The sequence below is a fragment of the Streptomyces sp. NBC_01506 genome (assembly GCF_045040295.1).
Classification (GTDB): Bacteria; Actinomycetota; Actinomycetes; order Streptomycetales; family Streptomycetaceae; genus Streptomyces.
In genome coordinates, this window is the sequence record NZ_CP109422.1 from 7345878 (window position 1) to 7360716 (window position 14839).

12 protein-coding genes and 1 pseudogene are annotated in these 14839 nt (G+C 71.3%); 8 read left to right on the forward strand and 5 right to left on the reverse strand.

Annotated elements, in window-relative coordinates:
• Positions 1-10: 10 nt before the first annotated feature.
• Positions 11-826: a class I SAM-dependent methyltransferase gene (locus OG329_RS32945; protein ID WP_405800065.1), complete on the reverse strand. Its 816-nt coding sequence runs from the start codon at positions 824-826 to the stop codon at positions 11-13.
• Positions 827-1214: 388 nt separating this feature from the next.
• On the opposite strand from OG329_RS32945, the gene rpsA reads away from it, so the two are divergent.
• The 4 genes from rpsA to OG329_RS32965 all read left to right on the forward strand — a co-directional run bounded on the left by rpsA (position 1215) and on the right by OG329_RS32965 (position 5053).
• A complete protein-coding gene (rpsA, locus tag OG329_RS32950; RefSeq protein WP_023542473.1) occupies positions 1215-2738 on the forward strand; it encodes a 30S ribosomal protein S1 in 1524 nt (507 codons plus the stop codon).
• A gap of 290 nt (positions 2739-3028) precedes the next feature.
• On the forward strand, positions 3029-3967 hold the full coding sequence (locus OG329_RS32955) for a PAC2 family protein (RefSeq protein ID WP_405800067.1): 939 nt from the start codon (positions 3029-3031) through the stop codon (positions 3965-3967).
• Positions 3968-4003: 36 nt separating this feature from the next.
• Positions 4004-4609 (forward strand): dephospho-CoA kinase, encoded by a 606-nt coding sequence (coaE, locus tag OG329_RS32960; RefSeq protein WP_405800068.1) that lies wholly within the window; start codon positions 4004-4006, stop codon positions 4607-4609.
• 78 nt (positions 4610-4687) lie between these two features.
• The gene (locus OG329_RS32965; protein ID WP_405800069.1) at positions 4688-5053 is read left to right on the forward strand and encodes a tetratricopeptide repeat protein; all 366 of its coding nucleotides are present in this window, start codon (positions 4688-4690) and stop codon (positions 5051-5053) included.
• Here OG329_RS32965 and OG329_RS32970 read toward each other — a convergent pair.
• A complete protein-coding gene (locus OG329_RS32970) occupies positions 5022-5402 on the reverse strand; it encodes a DUF6343 family protein (protein WP_405800070.1) in 381 nt (126 codons plus the stop codon). The two genes, OG329_RS32965 and OG329_RS32970, sit on opposite strands and share 32 nt — an antisense overlap.
• A 402-nt stretch (positions 5403-5804) precedes the next feature.
• Between OG329_RS32970 and OG329_RS32975 the strand changes: the two genes are divergently transcribed.
• From OG329_RS32975 to OG329_RS32985, 3 genes are read left to right on the forward strand one after another with little or no spacing between them, the layout of a single operon-like run.
• Positions 5805-8720 carry a DEAD/DEAH box helicase gene (locus OG329_RS32975; protein ID WP_405802152.1) on the forward strand — a complete coding sequence of 972 codons (2916 nt, stop codon included), beginning with the start codon at positions 5805-5807 and terminating at the stop codon, positions 8718-8720.
• On the forward strand, positions 8717-9970 hold the full coding sequence (locus tag OG329_RS32980; protein ID WP_405800071.1) for an SWIM zinc finger family protein: 1254 nt from the start codon (positions 8717-8719) through the stop codon (positions 9968-9970). Before OG329_RS32975 ends, OG329_RS32980 begins: the two co-directional genes overlap by 4 nt.
• Before the next feature lie 45 nt (positions 9971-10015).
• Positions 10016-10480 carry a hypothetical protein gene (locus OG329_RS32985; protein ID WP_405800072.1) on the forward strand — a complete coding sequence of 155 codons (465 nt, stop codon included), beginning with the start codon at positions 10016-10018 and terminating at the stop codon, positions 10478-10480.
• A 175-nt stretch (positions 10481-10655) separates the two neighbouring features.
• Here OG329_RS32985 and OG329_RS32990 read toward each other — a convergent pair whose 3' ends face one another.
• From OG329_RS32990 to OG329_RS33000, 3 genes are all read right to left on the reverse strand, one after another.
• Positions 10656-11849: a S1 family peptidase gene (locus OG329_RS32990; protein WP_405800073.1), complete on the reverse strand. Its 1194-nt coding sequence runs from the start codon at positions 11847-11849 to the stop codon at positions 10656-10658.
• Between the two features lie 374 nt (positions 11850-12223).
• Positions 12224-12763 carry a hypothetical protein gene (locus OG329_RS32995; protein ID WP_405800075.1) on the reverse strand — a complete coding sequence of 180 codons (540 nt, stop codon included), beginning with the start codon at positions 12761-12763 and terminating at the stop codon, positions 12224-12226.
• A gap of 74 nt (positions 12764-12837) precedes the next feature.
• Positions 12838-13356, reverse strand: a complete 519-nt coding sequence (locus tag OG329_RS33000) for a DUF3574 domain-containing protein (protein ID WP_405800076.1) — start codon at positions 13354-13356, stop codon at positions 12838-12840.
• Between the two features lie 126 nt (positions 13357-13482).
• Here OG329_RS33000 and OG329_RS33005 point away from each other — a divergent pair.
• A pseudogene (locus OG329_RS33005) lies at positions 13483-14795 on the forward strand (amidohydrolase family protein).
• Positions 14796-14839 lie beyond the last annotated feature (44 nt).

A 14839-nucleotide genomic window follows, 5' to 3' on the forward strand; every position in this document is an offset into this window, starting at 1 on the left:
GTGTCGTACGTCAGTCCCGTTCGCAGACAAAGATCGCCGACCCCGGGATCAGATTCCCGCGCAACGGCGACCAGCCGCCCCACACCTGGGTGTTCCAGGCCGGCCACTCGGGCTCCACCAGATCGACCAGCCGGAAACCGCCCGCCACCACGTCCCGTACCCGGTCACCCACCGTCCGGTGGTGTTCCACGTACATCGCGCGCCCCTGCTCGTCCTGTTCCACGTACGGCGTGCGGTCGAAGTACGACGAGGCCACCGACAGGCCCTCGGGCCCCGGCTCGTCCGGGAACGCCCAGCGGATCGGGTGCGTGACCGAGAAGACCCAGCGCCCGCCGGGCCGCAGCACCCGCCGTACCTCGCGGAACACCCGCACCGGATCGGCGACGAAGGGGATCGCGCCGTACGCGGAACACGCCAGGTCGAAGGAGCCGTCCCGGAACGGCAGCGCCGCCGCGTCCGCCTCCACAAGAGGCACGTCGTCCCCGATGCGCAGCGCGTGCTGGAGCTGCCGGTGGGAGAGGTCGAGCGCCACCGGGCGCGCGCCCTGCCTCGTCAGCCAGCGCGAACACTGCGCCGCGCCCGCCCCGATCTCCAGGACGTCGAGCCCCTTCAGCGACTCCGGCGGCCCCAGCAGCTCCGCCTCCACCTCGTCCAGACCCTCCGGTCCCCAGACGAACCGGTCGTCGCCGAGGAAGGTGCCGTGCTCGATCTGGTAGTCGTCCGCGTTCCGGTTCCACCAGCCCCGGTTGGCGCGGCTGCTCTCGGTGCCGTCGCTGTCGCGCCGGGTGGCTTCCGGCTCGTACCGCTCTGCCTGCTCTTGGCTCATCGTGTCCGTCGTCGTAGTGTGCCCAGAGGCGTCCGCGTTCCTGTGCCGCCCCGTGGCCGGCCGACTGCGGCTCGGGCTACGGTGCGGCCGGCGTGGCCTCATGAAACGCTTGTTGTGCCGGGTATGGGGCGTTCCGCCCCGGGTGTGCGCCTTCGCGCATTGACCGTGTCCGGCTGCCCCCGTATGCTAAAGGTTGCGCTGCGGGCTTGCGCGCCTCAGACGTAGCAGGCCGCGCTCGCATCTGTTGTAGGTCCCCTCGGCTGTCGAGGCGCCTTCCTCTCATCAGGAATGGCGCTCCCTCGGCTGCGCGGCTTCCGGCAGATGGCGATACGGGCTCTCGGCGTGGCAGTACCTACGACTCAATGTCCGTACCGGAGCCTTTACCCACATGACGAGCAGCACCGAGACCACCGCCACCACCCCGCAGGTTGCGGTCAACGACATCGGTAACGAGGAAGCATTCCTCGCCGCGATCGACGAGACGATCAAGTACTTCAACGACGGCGACATCGTCGACGGCGTCATCGTGAAGGTCGACCGGGACGAGGTCCTGCTCGACATCGGTTACAAGACCGAAGGCGTCATCCCGTCCCGCGAGCTTTCGATCAAGCACGACGTCGACCCCAACGAGGTCGTCGCCGTGGGCGATGAGATCGAGGCCCTTGTTCTCCAGAAGGAGGACAAGGAAGGCCGGCTCATCCTGTCCAAGAAGCGTGCGCAGTACGAGCGCGCCTGGGGCACGATCGAAAAGATCAAGGAAGAAGACGGCATCGTCACCGGCACCGTCATCGAGGTCGTCAAGGGTGGACTCATCCTCGACATCGGCCTCCGTGGCTTCCTGCCGGCCTCTCTCGTCGAGATGCGCCGCGTCCGCGACCTCCAGCCCTACGTGGGCAAGGAGCTCGAAGCCAAGATCATCGAGCTGGACAAGAACCGCAACAACGTGGTCCTGTCCCGCCGTGCCTGGCTCGAGCAGACCCAGAGCGAGGTTCGCCAGACCTTCCTCACGACCCTGCAGAAGGGCCAGGTCCGCTCCGGCGTCGTTTCCTCGATCGTCAACTTCGGCGCGTTCGTGGACCTCGGCGGTGTCGACGGTCTCGTGCACGTCTCCGAGCTCTCCTGGAAGCACATCGACCACCCCTCCGAGGTTGTCGAGGTCGGCCAGGAAGTCACCGTCGAGGTTCTCGACGTGGACATGGACCGCGAGCGTGTCTCCCTGTCGCTCAAGGCGACGCAGGAAGACCCGTGGCAGCAGTTCGCCCGGACGCACCAGATCGGCCAGGTCGTTCCCGGCAAGGTCACCAAGCTCGTTCCGTTCGGCGCGTTCGTCCGCGTCGACGAGGGCATCGAGGGTCTGGTCCACATCTCCGAGCTGGCCGAGCGCCACGTGGAGATCCCGGAGCAGGTCGTCCAGGTCAACGACGAGATCTTCGTCAAGGTCATCGACATCGACCTCGAGCGCCGTCGCATCAGCCTCTCGCTGAAGCAGGCCAACGAGGCGTTCGGCGGCGACCCGGCCTCGGTCGAGTTCGACCCGACGCTGTACGGCATGGCTGCCTCGTACGACGACCAGGGCAACTACATCTACCCCGAGGGCTTCGACCCCGAGACCAACGACTGGCTCGAGGGCTTCGAGGCTCAGCGCGAGGTGTGGGAGACCCAGTACGCCGAGGCGCAGACCCGCTTCGAGCAGCACCAGGCTCAGGTCATCAAGTCCCGCGAGGCCGACGAGGCCGCGGCTGCCGAGGGCGCTGCCGCCCCGGCGGGCGCTGCTCCCGCCGCCTCGGGTGGCAGCGGTGGCGGTGGCGGCGGCGGTTCGTACTCCTCGGAGTCCCAGGACAACTCCGGCGCCCTGGCGTCGGACGAGGCCTTGGCCGCGCTGCGCGAGAAGCTGGCCGGTGGCCAGAGCTGACGCTCCGACCCCGTAGCCGGTAGACAGCTCGATGTAAGGCCCGTTCCCCCTGGGGAGCGGGCCTTACGCGTGCCCCACGGGGGCTCGCACAGGGGCGGGCGCCGCGCGCGGCGCCAAGTACCGTACGGGGTCGGCCACTTGTCTCGCGTAGCACCGGCGCCCGTCCTGATAGCGCCGGTGGTACGGGTTCGCGCTCCACCCCCCGCCGGCCGGATGAGGGGCGCACACGGGGGGAATGCTCACGCCCGGAGGCGCGTTCTTCCTGAGGAACACGAGGAGGACCGGTAATCGTGCTTGATCCGCAGGATTTGTACGAGTGGGAGCCCAAGGGCCTGGCAGTCGTCGACATGGCGCTCGCGCAGGAGTCCGCGGGTCTCGTCATGCTGTACCACTTCGAGGGCTACATCGACGCGGGTGAGACCGGCGACCAGATCGTCGAGAACCTGCTGGAGTCACTGCCGAACCAGGTGGTGGCGCGCTTCGACCACGACAGACTGGTCGACTACCGGGCCCGCCGCCCGTTGCTCACGTTCCGGCGCGACCGCTGGTCGAGCTACGAGACACCGACGCTGGAGGTGCGGCTCGTCCAGGACGCCACGGGCGCCCCGTTCCTGCTGCTGTCGGGGCCTGAGCCCGACGTCGAGTGGGAGCGTTTCGCTGCGGCCGTGGGGCAGGTCGTGGAGCGCCTGGGCGTACGGCTGGCCGTCAACTTCCACGGCATTCCGATGGGCGTCCCGCACACGCGCCCGGTCGGCATCACACCGCACGGCAACCGCACGGACCTGATGCCGGGCCATCGCAGCCCCTTCGACGAGGCGCAGGTGCCCGGCAGCGCCGAGGCGCTGGTGGAGTACCGGCTGATGGAGGCCGGGCACGACGTGCTCGGCGTGGCCGCCCACGTCCCGCACTACGTGGCGCGGTCCTCGTACCCGGACGCGGCGCTGACCGCCCTGGAGGCGATCACCGCCGCGACGGGACTCGTCCTGCCGGGCGTCGCGCACGCCCTCCGTACGGAGGCGCAGCGCACCCAGACCGAGATCGAGCGCCAGCTCGGCGAGGGGGACGAGGAGCTGGTGACGATGGTGCAGGGCCTGGAGCATCAGTACGACGCGGTGGCCGGCGCCGAGAGCAGGGGCAACCTGGTGGCCGAGCCGGTGGAGCTTCCGTCGGCGGACGAGATCGGGCGCGAGTTCGAGAAGTTCCTCGCCGAGCGGGAGGGCGACGCGTAGGTCCACTCCCGCCGGACACGGCTTAAGCTGCCAGGCATGCTGAAAGTGGGCCTGACCGGCGGGATCGGTGCCGGAAAGAGTGAAGTCTCCCGACTGCTGGTCTCGTACGGCGCGGTGCTGGTGGACGCGGACAAGATCGCCAGAGAGGTCGTCGAGCCCGGGACTCCCGGGCTCGACGCCGTTGTCGACGCCTTCGGGCCCGGCGTCCTCACCGCCGACGGGAGGCTCGACCGGCCGAAGCTCGGCTCGCTCGTCTTCTCCGACAGCGACAAGCTCGCCACCTTGAACGCCATCGTCCATCCCCTGGTCAGGGCACGCTCGGCGGAGCTGGAGGAAGCGGCCGGGGAGAGCGACATCGTCGTCCACGACGTGCCGCTCCTCGTGGAGAGCGGGCTGACCGGGCTCTACGAGGTGGTCGTCGTCGTGGACGCGTCCTCCCGGACTCGGCTCGACCGGCTTGTACGGGTGCGGGGCATGGCCGAGTCCGAGGCCAGGTCCCGGATGGCCGCGCAGGCCACCCGCGAGCGGCGCAATGCCGCCGCGGATCTGGTCATCGACAACGACGGGCCGTTGGAGAAGCTGGAGCCGCAGGTCAGGGACGTGTGGGAGCGACTGGTCGAGCGGGCCGCCGCCCACCGGTGACGCGCGCCGGCGGCCCGCTCTGATATACCGCTAATCCGTGCGACGTTGAACGCGCGGACCGAGGGGAAGGATTCGACCGTGCCCGAGAGCCCGGAGACCCACGTCATCGACTACCGCGCGGCGGAGCAACTGCTGGCCGCGCGCGATCCGCGCGGTGCGGTCAAGCTGCTGGACTCGGTGATCGCGGCGCATCCCGAGAACACGGCCGCGCGGCTCCTGCGCGCCCGCGCGTTCTTCGCCGCCGCCCAACTGCGGCCCGCCGAGCTGGAGTTCGAGCTGGTCCTGGAGCGCGAGCCGGACAACGCCTTCGCGCACTTCGCGCTGGCGCGCACCTACGAGCGGGCGGGGCGGCCCGAGCAGGCCACGAAGCACTTCAGGCTGGCGGCGGCGCTCGATCCCAAGCCCGAGTACCTCAAAGCCGCGCGCTTCGACTCCGACGGCTGACGTCGCTCGCGTCGCTGCCGTTCTGGTCACCGGTGCCGGTGCCGGTGCCGGTATCGGAGTCGCTGTCGGTGCCGGCGTTCCGGTGGCTGTGATCGTGGCTGTGATCTTCGTACGGCGGGACGTCAGGGCCGGGCTGGTAGCGCGAACCCTGCCGCTTATGGTGGAGGACCACCACGAAGTCCGTGGCGACGATCAGCAGCAGCACCCCACAGCCGATCGCCCAGCCCGGCCGGCCGGCGATCGCGAAGGCGGCCGTGCCGAAGCCCGTCCAGATCAGGCCCCACAGACTCAGCCACCAGCGCATCCGCAGCGCACTGCGGGCGGTGACGGGTTCATTTCCGGTGCGCATGGCATCGCACCTCCTATAAGTGATGTACCCGGTCCGCACCCCTGATCCACGGGGCGCGGGCTCCGAAACGGGCCGACAGGAGATCCGGCGGTCCGGCGGGTGCGCACCTCCCTGAAAGCGACACCGCGCATCACGGAGGGGCCCCCAGGGTCCGAGGCTACGACCACCTGCGCGCCGACGACCGTGGACCTCGTCGTCCTGCTGCGCCGCCGCGTCCGGTCCAAGGCCGAGGGCACTGTCAGACCCCCCGCCTAGACTCGCGAAGTAACGAGATCTTGACGTGTGCGACCGAGGTGGAGGGAGTGGGTGACGATGACGCGGGAGGCGCTGAACCACGCGCTGAACCACACAGCGGCCCACCTGGCGAACGGTGCGCCGAGGCGCGCGCCCGCGACGGCGCGTGTGCCCGCCGCCCCCACACCGCTGGCCCACTGCGCCGCGGTCTTCCTTCCCGCCGGTCTGCCCCGTGAAGGGCGCGTCGCGTTCTGGGCCCCCGAGGGGGAGCCGCCCGCCGGGAGCGACTTCCCCACGAGTGACCTCACGGTCGTGGCTCCAGCCGACCCGGCCGCCCCTGCGGGCTCAACCGACTCCACCGACTCCACCGAACAGCAGGGGGCGACCGGCCCCGGCGCGGGTGTCCGCACCCGTGTCGTACGGGCCGTGCTCATGCCCGTCGCCGAGGCCGTGCCCCTGCTGGTCCGCGCCCGCACCGACGCCTTCGCCCACCCCTCGGCCACCTGCTGGGGCGCCGCCGCCCTGCACGCCCTGCACCTGTCCGCGCGGGGCCGGCTGCTGCCCGGTCTCACCGCCTGCGACCACGACGCCTGGCGGGCCGGCCCGCTCGACGCGGACGACATCGCCCAGATGCGGGCCATCGCCGCCGCCATGCCGTACGAGGCGCACGCCGCGCCCCTCCCCGATCTGCTCCCGCTCCGGCTTCCCGAGCCGGAAGCGCTGGTGCGCGCCTTCCTCGACGCGATCGCCGACGCCCTGCCCCGTACGCCCGCCGCCGCGTTCGCCGCGGGCGCGCCCTTCGCCGCGCACGAGGCGCAGCATCTGCCCCGCGCCCGCTCGTGGGCGGCCGAAGCGGCGGCCGGGATGGACGCCGGGGTGCGCGTGTCGCTGCGCCTCGACCTGTCCGCGTACGAGCTGTTCGACTCCTCGTCCGCGCAGGAGACCCCGGAGGAGGCGGGGGACGAGCGGCGCGCCGGGGCCGCGCTCGTCCAGATCCACAGCCTCGCCGACCCGACGCTCGTCATGGACGCGGCCCGGCTCTGGGCGGGCGACGGCGACGACGTCTTCGGACCGCGCGCCCGGATCGACGCCCTGCTCGCGCTGCGCCGCGCCGCCCGCGTGTGGCCGCCGCTCGCCCGGCTGCTGGAGTACGACGTCCCCGCCGCGCTGCCGCTCTCCGAGGACGAGCTGTACGAACTGCTCGGTCCGGGAGCCGCGCGGCTGGCCGCCGCCGGGGTGGCCGTCCACTGGCCGAGGGAGCTGGCCCGTTCACTTTCGGCCGCGGCCGTCGTACGCCCCGCGCCCGGCTCCGCCACGGACGGCACGCCCTTCTTCGACAGCACCGAACTGCTCAAGTTCAACTGGCAGTTGGCGCTCGACGGCGATCCGCTCAGCGAGGCCGAGATGGACGCGCTCGCCGAGTCGCACCGGCCCATCGTGCGGCTGCGCGACCAGTGGGTGGTGGTCGACCCCGCCCTCGTACGGAAGGCGCGCAAGCGGGAGCTGGGCCTGCTCGACCCGGTCGACGCGCTGGCCGTCGCCCTCACCGGCTCGGCCGAGGTCGACGGCGAGACGGTCGAGGCGGTCCCCACCGGGGCGCTGGCGGTCCTGCGCGACCGGCTCGTCCACGGCCCGGCGGCCGTCCCGCAGCCCGCCGCCCTGGACGCCACCCTGCGGGACTACCAACTGCGCGGCCTCGCCTGGCTCGACCTGATGACCTCACTCGGCCTCGGCGGCTGCCTCGCCGACGACATGGGCCTCGGCAAGACGATCACGGTCATCGCGCTCCATCTGCACCGCGCCCGCCCCGTCCCGACGCTCGTCGTCTGCCCCGCCTCCCTCCTGGGCAACTGGCAGCGGGAGATCACCCGCTTCGCGCCCGGCGTCCCGGTCCACCGATTCCACGGCTCGGGCCGCACCCTGGAGGGGGTGACGGACGGGTTCGTCCTCACCACGTACGGCACGATGCGCGGCAGCGCGCCCGAACTGGCCGCCCACACCTGGGGGATGGTCGTCGCCGACGAGGCCCAGCACGTCAAGAACCCGTTCTCCTCCACCGCCAAGGCCCTGCGCACGATCCCGTCGCCCGCCCGCGTCGCCCTGACCGGCACCCCCGTGGAGAACAACCTCTCCGAGCTGTGGGCGCTCCTCGACTGGACGACCCCCGGGCTCCTGGGCCCGCTCAAATCCTTCCGCGCCCGCCACGCGCGCCTCGTGGAGAACGTGGAACACGCGGGGTCGGCCGGCACCACCGCGAGCGACGAGGCCGTGGAACGGCTCTCCCGGCTGGTCCGCCCCTTCCTGCTGCGCCGTAAGAAGTCCGACCCGGGGATCGTGCCCGAGCTGCCGCCGAAGACGGAGAGCGACCACCCGGTGCCGCTCACCCGCGAACAGGCGTCTCTGTACGAGGCCGTCGTGCGCGAGACGATGGCCGCCATCGAGAGCGCGGAAGGTATCGCCCGGCGCGGACTGGTCATGAAGCTGCTCACCGCCCTCAAACAGATCTGCAACCACCCGGCGCAGTATCTGAAGGAGGAGCAGGCCAGGCTCACCGGCCGGTCCGGGAAGCTCGCCCTGCTCGACGAACTGCTCGACACGATCCTGACGGAGGACGGCTCCGTCCTGGTCTTCACGCAGTACGTGTCGATGGCGCGGCTCCTGTCCGCGCACCTCACCTCCCGCGCGATCCCGTCCCAACTCCTGCACGGCGGCACGCCCGTCGCCGAGCGCGAACGGATGGTGGACCGCTTCCAGTCAGGACAGACCCCCGTCTTCCTGCTGTCCCTCAAGGCCGCCGGCACCGGTCTCAACCTCACCCGGGCCGGCCATGTCGTGCACTACGACCGCTGGTGGAATCCGGCCGTCGAGGAGCAGGCGACGGACCGCGCCTACCGCATCGGCCAGACGCAGCCCGTGCAGGTCCACCGGCTGATCACGGAGGGCACTGTCGAGGACCGGATCGCCGAGATGCTGGCCGCCAAGCGCGCCCTGGCCGACGCCGTGCTCGGCTCGGGCGAAGGAGCCCTGACCGAGCTGACCGACCGTGAACTGGCCGATCTCGTCTCGCTGCGGAGGCCGTCATGAGCGCACCGCGCGCCTCTCGGCACGACGACCGCCGCCGTACGTTCCCCGCCGTGGCGCCCCGGCCCGGCCCGACGGGCGACGCGGACTTCGCCACCAGTTGGTGGGGCAACGCCTGGGTGGAGTCCATGGAGGACTCGGCGCTCGACCCCGCCCGGCTGGGACGCGGGCGCGCCTACGCGGCCGGTGGCCACGTGGACGCGATCACGGTCACTCCGGGCCGGGTCATGGCGTACGTGCACGGGTCCCGGCCCCGCCCGTACCGTACGGAGATCCGGCTGCGCACCCTCGGCGACGGCGACTGGGAAGATCTCCTCGACGCGGCGGCGGCCCGCCCCGACCACATCGCCGCCCTCCTCGACAAGGAGATGCCGCACGCGCTCGCCGCCTCGGCGGACCTGCTGCCCACAGCCGGTGATCTGACGCCCGACTGCTCCTGCCCCGACGACGGTTACCCCTGCAAGCACGCGGCGGCGCTCTGCTACCAGACCGCGCGGCTGCTCGACGAGGACCCGTTCGTGCTGTTCCTGATGCGCGGACGAGGCGAGCACGAGATCCTGGCCGACCTGACCCGCCGCAACGCCACCCGCTCCGCCGCCGAACGCACCACGGCCGCACCGCCGATGCCCACCGTCGACGCGGCCACGGCGGTGACATCCCACCCGCCGCGGACCCTGCCGCCCCCGTTCCCGCTGCCCGCCAACCCCGGCCGCCCGCCGGTCTATCCGCACACACCCGGCGCCCCCGACCCGCTGGCGCTCGACCTGCTCGCCACCGAGGCCGCCGCCCGCGCGCACACCTTCCTCGCGACCGGCATCGACCCCGTTGCCGGCCTCACCCCCTGGCAGGACGCCGTCCGCCTGGCCGCCGCCCACCCCGGCTCCGGGCTCACCGCCTCGACCCGCGCGCTCTACCGCGACCTGTCGGCGGGCACCGACCACAGCCCCACGGACCTGGCGCGCGCCGTCGCCGCCTGGCGCCAGGGCGGCCTGGCGGGGCTGGCCGTCCTGGAAGAGGCATGGGATCCGCCCGCCGGTCCGTTCGACCGTGCCCGCCCCGCGCTCGTCGCGGCCGACTTTCCGCACTTCCGCCCCTGGCGCAACCGCCTCTCGGAGCCGTCGCTCCAACTCCGTTTCGGCCGCGACGGACTCTGGTACGGCTACGAGTCGGACCGCGACCGCGAGGACTGGTGGCCCCGGGGCACCCCGGACACCGACCCGGTCGGTGCGCTCACGGCCCTTCTCGGTCGGTGACCGGTAGGCTCGTATCAGTAACCAACCATGGACCAAGGGGGCCCGGTGGAAGCCGAATTGGTGGCTTTGGCGGCGGCGGGGGCGACCGCCCTCGTACAGCAGATGGCAACGGACGGCTGGACGGCGGCACGCGACCGGATGGTGGCCTTCTTCACGGGCCGGGGCCCGGCCACCCCTGCCGCGGTCGAGGAGGAGCTGGACACCGCACAGGCCGAACTGGTCGCGGCCCGGCGGGACGAGGACGACGATCTGGCGGCCGACGTCCAGACCGAATGGCGCACCCGCCTTCGCCGTACCCTCGCCGCCGACCCGGCGGCGGCTGCCGAACTCCGCGCCCTGCTGGACGAGTTGACACCGCCGGCGCCCGAACCACGGCCGACCACCGTCGTCTACAACAACACCATGAGCGGCAGCGTGACGCACGGCCCGGTCATCCAGATCGGATCGATGGGCAACATGAACCAGGGCGGTGGCGGCTCACGCGGCGCGGGCGGCGGCGACCCGGCCTGACGCGGGGGCCTCAGCCCACAGGGAGCCGTGCGCACCCGTGCGCACTTCGCGCGGCACCACCGAGGCCCGAGAGGGAAATCAGAACGGTGAAGCCCGTCGCGTCGAGTGAGACGCGGCCCTCTGTATGAGGTGGACGGTTCCCTCGGCGCGGCGGGCTTCACCTTGTGGCGCCGGCTCAGGCTGTGTGGAGCGTCAGCCCGTACGTGCTGAGGATTTCGTTGATCGGCTGGTAGAAACTCTGCCCGCCGCTGGTGCAGTTGCCCGAGGCGCCGGACGTCACGCCCTGTGCCTGGTCACCGCTGATGAACGAGCCGCCCGAGTCGCCGCCCTCCGCGCAGGCACTCGTCTGGACCATCTGGTAGACGGCGCCCTGTGCGTAGTTGACCGTCACGTTCTTGGCCAGCAGGTTGCCGCAGCGCCAGTGCGTCGTGGAGCCGGAGCGGCAGATGGAGGCGCCGACAGGGGCCTCGTTCGAGCCGCGTACCAACTGGTCGGACACGGTGCCCCAGCCGAGGACGACGGGTACGGTCCACCAGCCGTTGGCGACGTTCACCCACGCGTAGTCGTTGCCGGGGAAGGACGATCCCTGGAAGTCGCCGATGGCGGAGTTGTCCCAGCCGCGCACCGACTGGCCCTGCGGGCCGCAGTGACCGGCGGTGACGAAGCCGCCGTATACGGAGAAGCCGATGGAACAGCGGACGTTGCCCGTGTAGTACGGGTCCCCGCCGACCGTACCGGCGGCGACGGTGGTGGGGGCCTCGGTGGTCTCCACCACCGTCACCGGACCGGTCTTCTCGGCCTTGGCGACGAATCCGGCGACGGCCTTGTCGGTGCGCTCCGAGGCCAGGACGTTCACCACGACCCGGTTGGTCTTCGGGTCGACGCGCCAACTGCTCACGCCGGCCGGCGCGGAGAGCGCGTCGATCCGCTTCATCGTCGCGTCGAGTGCCCGCTCGCTGTGCTTCACGAGCTTGACCGTGGCGCCTGTCGCGCGTACGGCGGTGGCCTTCTTGGCATCGGTGAGGGCGACAGTCAGGGTGTTGTCGGCCGCGTCGAACCAGGAGCCGCCGTACGAGGCTCCCGCCGCGCGCTCCGCCTTGGTCTCGATGGCGGTCGCCGTCCTCTCGGCGGCGAGGCGGGCGACGGCCTGACTCTTCGTCAGACCGAATTCCTTCTGCATGCCGGTGATCACGCCGTCGGACGCGGCTTGCGTCTTCGAGGGTGACATCGATGTCGAGGCCGATGTCGATGTCGAGGCCGACGCGGAGTCGGGTGCGGCGGCCGATGCCGGTGCGAGTCCGGCCGTGGCCCAGGTGCCGACGAGGAGGAGTGCGGACAGACCGGTGCGTACAACTGTCTTGCGTCTCAAGGCATTCGCCCTTCGGTTGTTCCAGCGATCGTGGGGATGGAACAGTGGGACAGCGGGCAAGTGAGAGCGCTCTCATCCGCCCGGCCGGAGCGTATCCAAGGATCATGGGCAGGTCCATGCCAATGGTCGTACGGAATTCCCGCATGGCTCGATTCGCCTGGTCGGGACGGATTCGGGTTCGGCGGAAGCGTGCCTTCCGGTGGGCGTGCGTGGTGGTGCGCGAGCAGCCCAACGCCCTTTGGCCGAAGCCGTTTACAGCGTTGCGAGCGTCAAGCGGTGAATGCCTCTCAACGCGTCTCAACGGCTCTCAACGGCTGGAGCGATTCACGGTGTCCTTCGCGCTCGACAGGTGGCGCACGGGCAGCCCGTCCGGGTCAGAGCAGTTCCGCCCACCGCGTGAGCGTCGCGAAGTCGCTCTCCCGCAGCCCCCGTCGTGGGTGGATGCGCAACAGCAGCGCGGGGCCGTCGTGATGGGTCGCGACATACGTGGTGTCCAGGTCGGTGATCATGTCGTCGACCCAGGCGAAGGGTCTGCCGTCCGCCCACTCCAGCAGCGGGCGCGTCTTCCAGTAGAGGCCGTCCGGGTCCGTCGCGAAGAGTTCCGGCCACTCGATCACCGGCAGATCGGTCGGCAGTCCGACGGCCGGCGCGATCATGCTGTTGGCCTCGTGCATCCAGGTGGTGGCCCAGGCGAGTTCGAAGGGCAGCGCGGTGAGTACCGGACCGTGGGCCGGGTTGAGCCGTACCCGCAGGCCACGTCTGTGGCGCCGGGATCCCGGTGTCTGGCGGGCGAGCCAGTTCGCCGGGTGCAGACGGTGCGTCGTGTACCCGGGCGGCCGGGGCAGCCGTGCGGCGTACGGGTTGAGGGGGCCGTCGACGTCGAGGAGCAGCAGGGGGCGCGGGTGAGTCGTCATAGGGGAGAAATGCCCGCCCCGGGGGCCGTTTACGACCCCCGGGGCCTGCCGCGCGCTCCCGCGCCCGTCCGCGCTCAGAAGTCGGCGCGCGTCCGCTCGTCCAGCCTCGCCACGGAGTCCTGGGCGTGCGCGCGTTCGTACGCCTTGCGGATCCGCTCGATGCGCGCGTCACGCGTCGTCGCCTCAGAGGCCGGGTACAGCAGGATCAGCTCGTAGGAACGCTCACGTTCGATCACGCCGTTGGAGTCCCGCCACTGGCCGCGGCCCTCCTGGATCGTGAGGCCGGACGGGAAGTCCGGTGTGACATACCGGTCGATGAACGCCATGAATTGACGATCCGTCACATCCGCTCCGCCGTCCGGCCGTTCCGTACCGAAGAAGAGCCGCGTCTCGACGTAGTCCGCACCGCGGCGCGTCTGGGTCTGGGTCTGGTTGGGCCGCTGTTCGCTGTCGAGGGTCGCGTACGCGGCGGGCGCGCCGACCGCCAGTACGGCGACTGCGGCACCGGCGACGGCGACCCATGCGCGCTGCCCGCGGGAGCGTGGGGCGCGCGGGCAGAGGGGGAGTTGGGGTGTCTGCTGGGCGATCGGCATGGGGAGGGCGCTCTCTCTGGGGCGGTTCGCACGCAGCGGCGGCACGTGCGGATTCACTCTCGCAAGCACCCGCCACCCGACTCCGCCGGAACACGGGCCCCGCCCGGAAACCACCCGCACGAGCGCATGACCGCCGCTCCTCCCGCGACGCGGTGCGTTGCTGCGACGACCACCGCTCCTGAGAGTCGGCCCGCCGATCTCGTCGTCACAGGCTGCACCACGCTGACCCACGGCCACGCCGGCCACGCTGGCAAAACTGGTCAAACCAGCCACACCGGTCACACGGACGATGCCGACGACGCCGCCATCGATTTCCTCGACAACAGCGCGATCGTCGTACGCGACGGTCTCATCGAGTCGGTCACCACCCCTGAGGCCGTCGCCGGCCTGCCCGCGGTCGAACGCATCGACGCGCGTGGGCTGCTCGCCATGCCCGGACTGATCAACTGCCATACGCACACACCGATGGTGGCCCTGCGCGGCATCGCCGAGGACATGCCGATCGAGGAGTGGTTCAACGACTGGATCTGGCCCATCGAAACCAATCTCACCGACCGCGACGTCGAACTCGGCGCCCTGCTCGCCTGTGCCGAGATGATCCGTGGTGGTGTCACCACCTTCGCCGACAACTACTTCGCCATGGACAAGGTCGCCGCCGCCACCGAGGCGAGTGGGCTGCGGGCCAACCTCGGCTGGGCCTACTTCTCCAGCGACGGCGCGGCCGGCCGGGAGCGGTCGCTCGACTTCGCGCTGCGGCTGCGCGGCCGTTGCCGCGACCGGCCGTACGCCCGTCGAGACCCTGCACCGTGCCGGACTGCTCGACGTCGACGTGCTCGTCGCCCACGGCACCGGTCTGGCCGAGGGCGACCTCGCCGTACTCCGGCGCGGCACGGGGCGCGTCGCGTTCGCCACCGCGCCCAATGGCTGGCTCAAGTTCGGCTGGGACCCGGCACCGCTGCGCGAGCTGGCCTCGATCGGGGTGCCTGTCGGTTCGGCGACGGACGGGGCGGCGTCGAACAACACCCTTGACGTGTGGGAGAGCATGACGCTCACCGCGCTGATCCAGAAGTCGACGGAGCGCGATCCCCACCGGCTGACGGCCCGTCAGGCACTTGACCACGCCACCGCTCACAGCGCCCGCGCGGTCGGCCTCGGCGACCAGGTGGGCGCCCTCGCTCCGGGACGGCGTGCCGATCTGATCCTGGTGGACCTGAGGGGACCGAACACCCGGCCCGTCCACGATCACGCCGCGACGCTCGTGTACAGCGCCCGCTCCGCCGATGTGCTGACCACGATCGTCGACGGGAAGGTGCTGATGCGCGACCGCAGGCTGCTGACGCTCGACGTACCGGGGATCGTCGAGGAACTGACCGGGGCGGCTACCGGCGTTGACGTATCGCGGCCACGGCCGCCGCATCCAGGACTACGACCCGGCGTAGCCCGGCGTAGGCGCGCCGCATGTGGCGCGGGGGAGGCGCCGCAC

Excerpts from the sequence above, each read along its gene's own strand:
- OG329_RS32945 (WP_405800065.1), bottom strand. The coding sequence starts at position 826 with ATGAGCCAAGAGCAGGCAGAGCGGTACGAGCCGGAAGCCACCCGGCGC.
- rpsA (WP_023542473.1), top strand. The coding sequence starts at position 1,215 with ATGACGAGCAGCACCGAGACCACCGCCACCACCCCGCAGGTTGCGGTC.
- coaE (WP_405800068.1), top strand. The coding sequence starts at position 4,004 with ATGCTGAAAGTGGGCCTGACCGGCGGGATCGGTGCCGGAAAGAGTGAA.
- OG329_RS32970 (WP_405800070.1), bottom strand. The coding sequence starts at position 5,402 with ATGCGCACCGGAAATGAACCCGTCACCGCCCGCAGTGCGCTGCGGATG.
- OG329_RS32980 (WP_405800071.1), top strand. The coding sequence starts at position 8,717 with ATGAGCGCACCGCGCGCCTCTCGGCACGACGACCGCCGCCGTACGTTC.
- OG329_RS32995 (WP_405800075.1), bottom strand. The coding sequence starts at position 12,763 with ATGACGACTCACCCGCGCCCCCTGCTGCTCCTCGACGTCGACGGCCCC.
- OG329_RS33000 (WP_405800076.1), bottom strand. The coding sequence starts at position 13,356 with ATGCCGATCGCCCAGCAGACACCCCAACTCCCCCTCTGCCCGCGCGCC.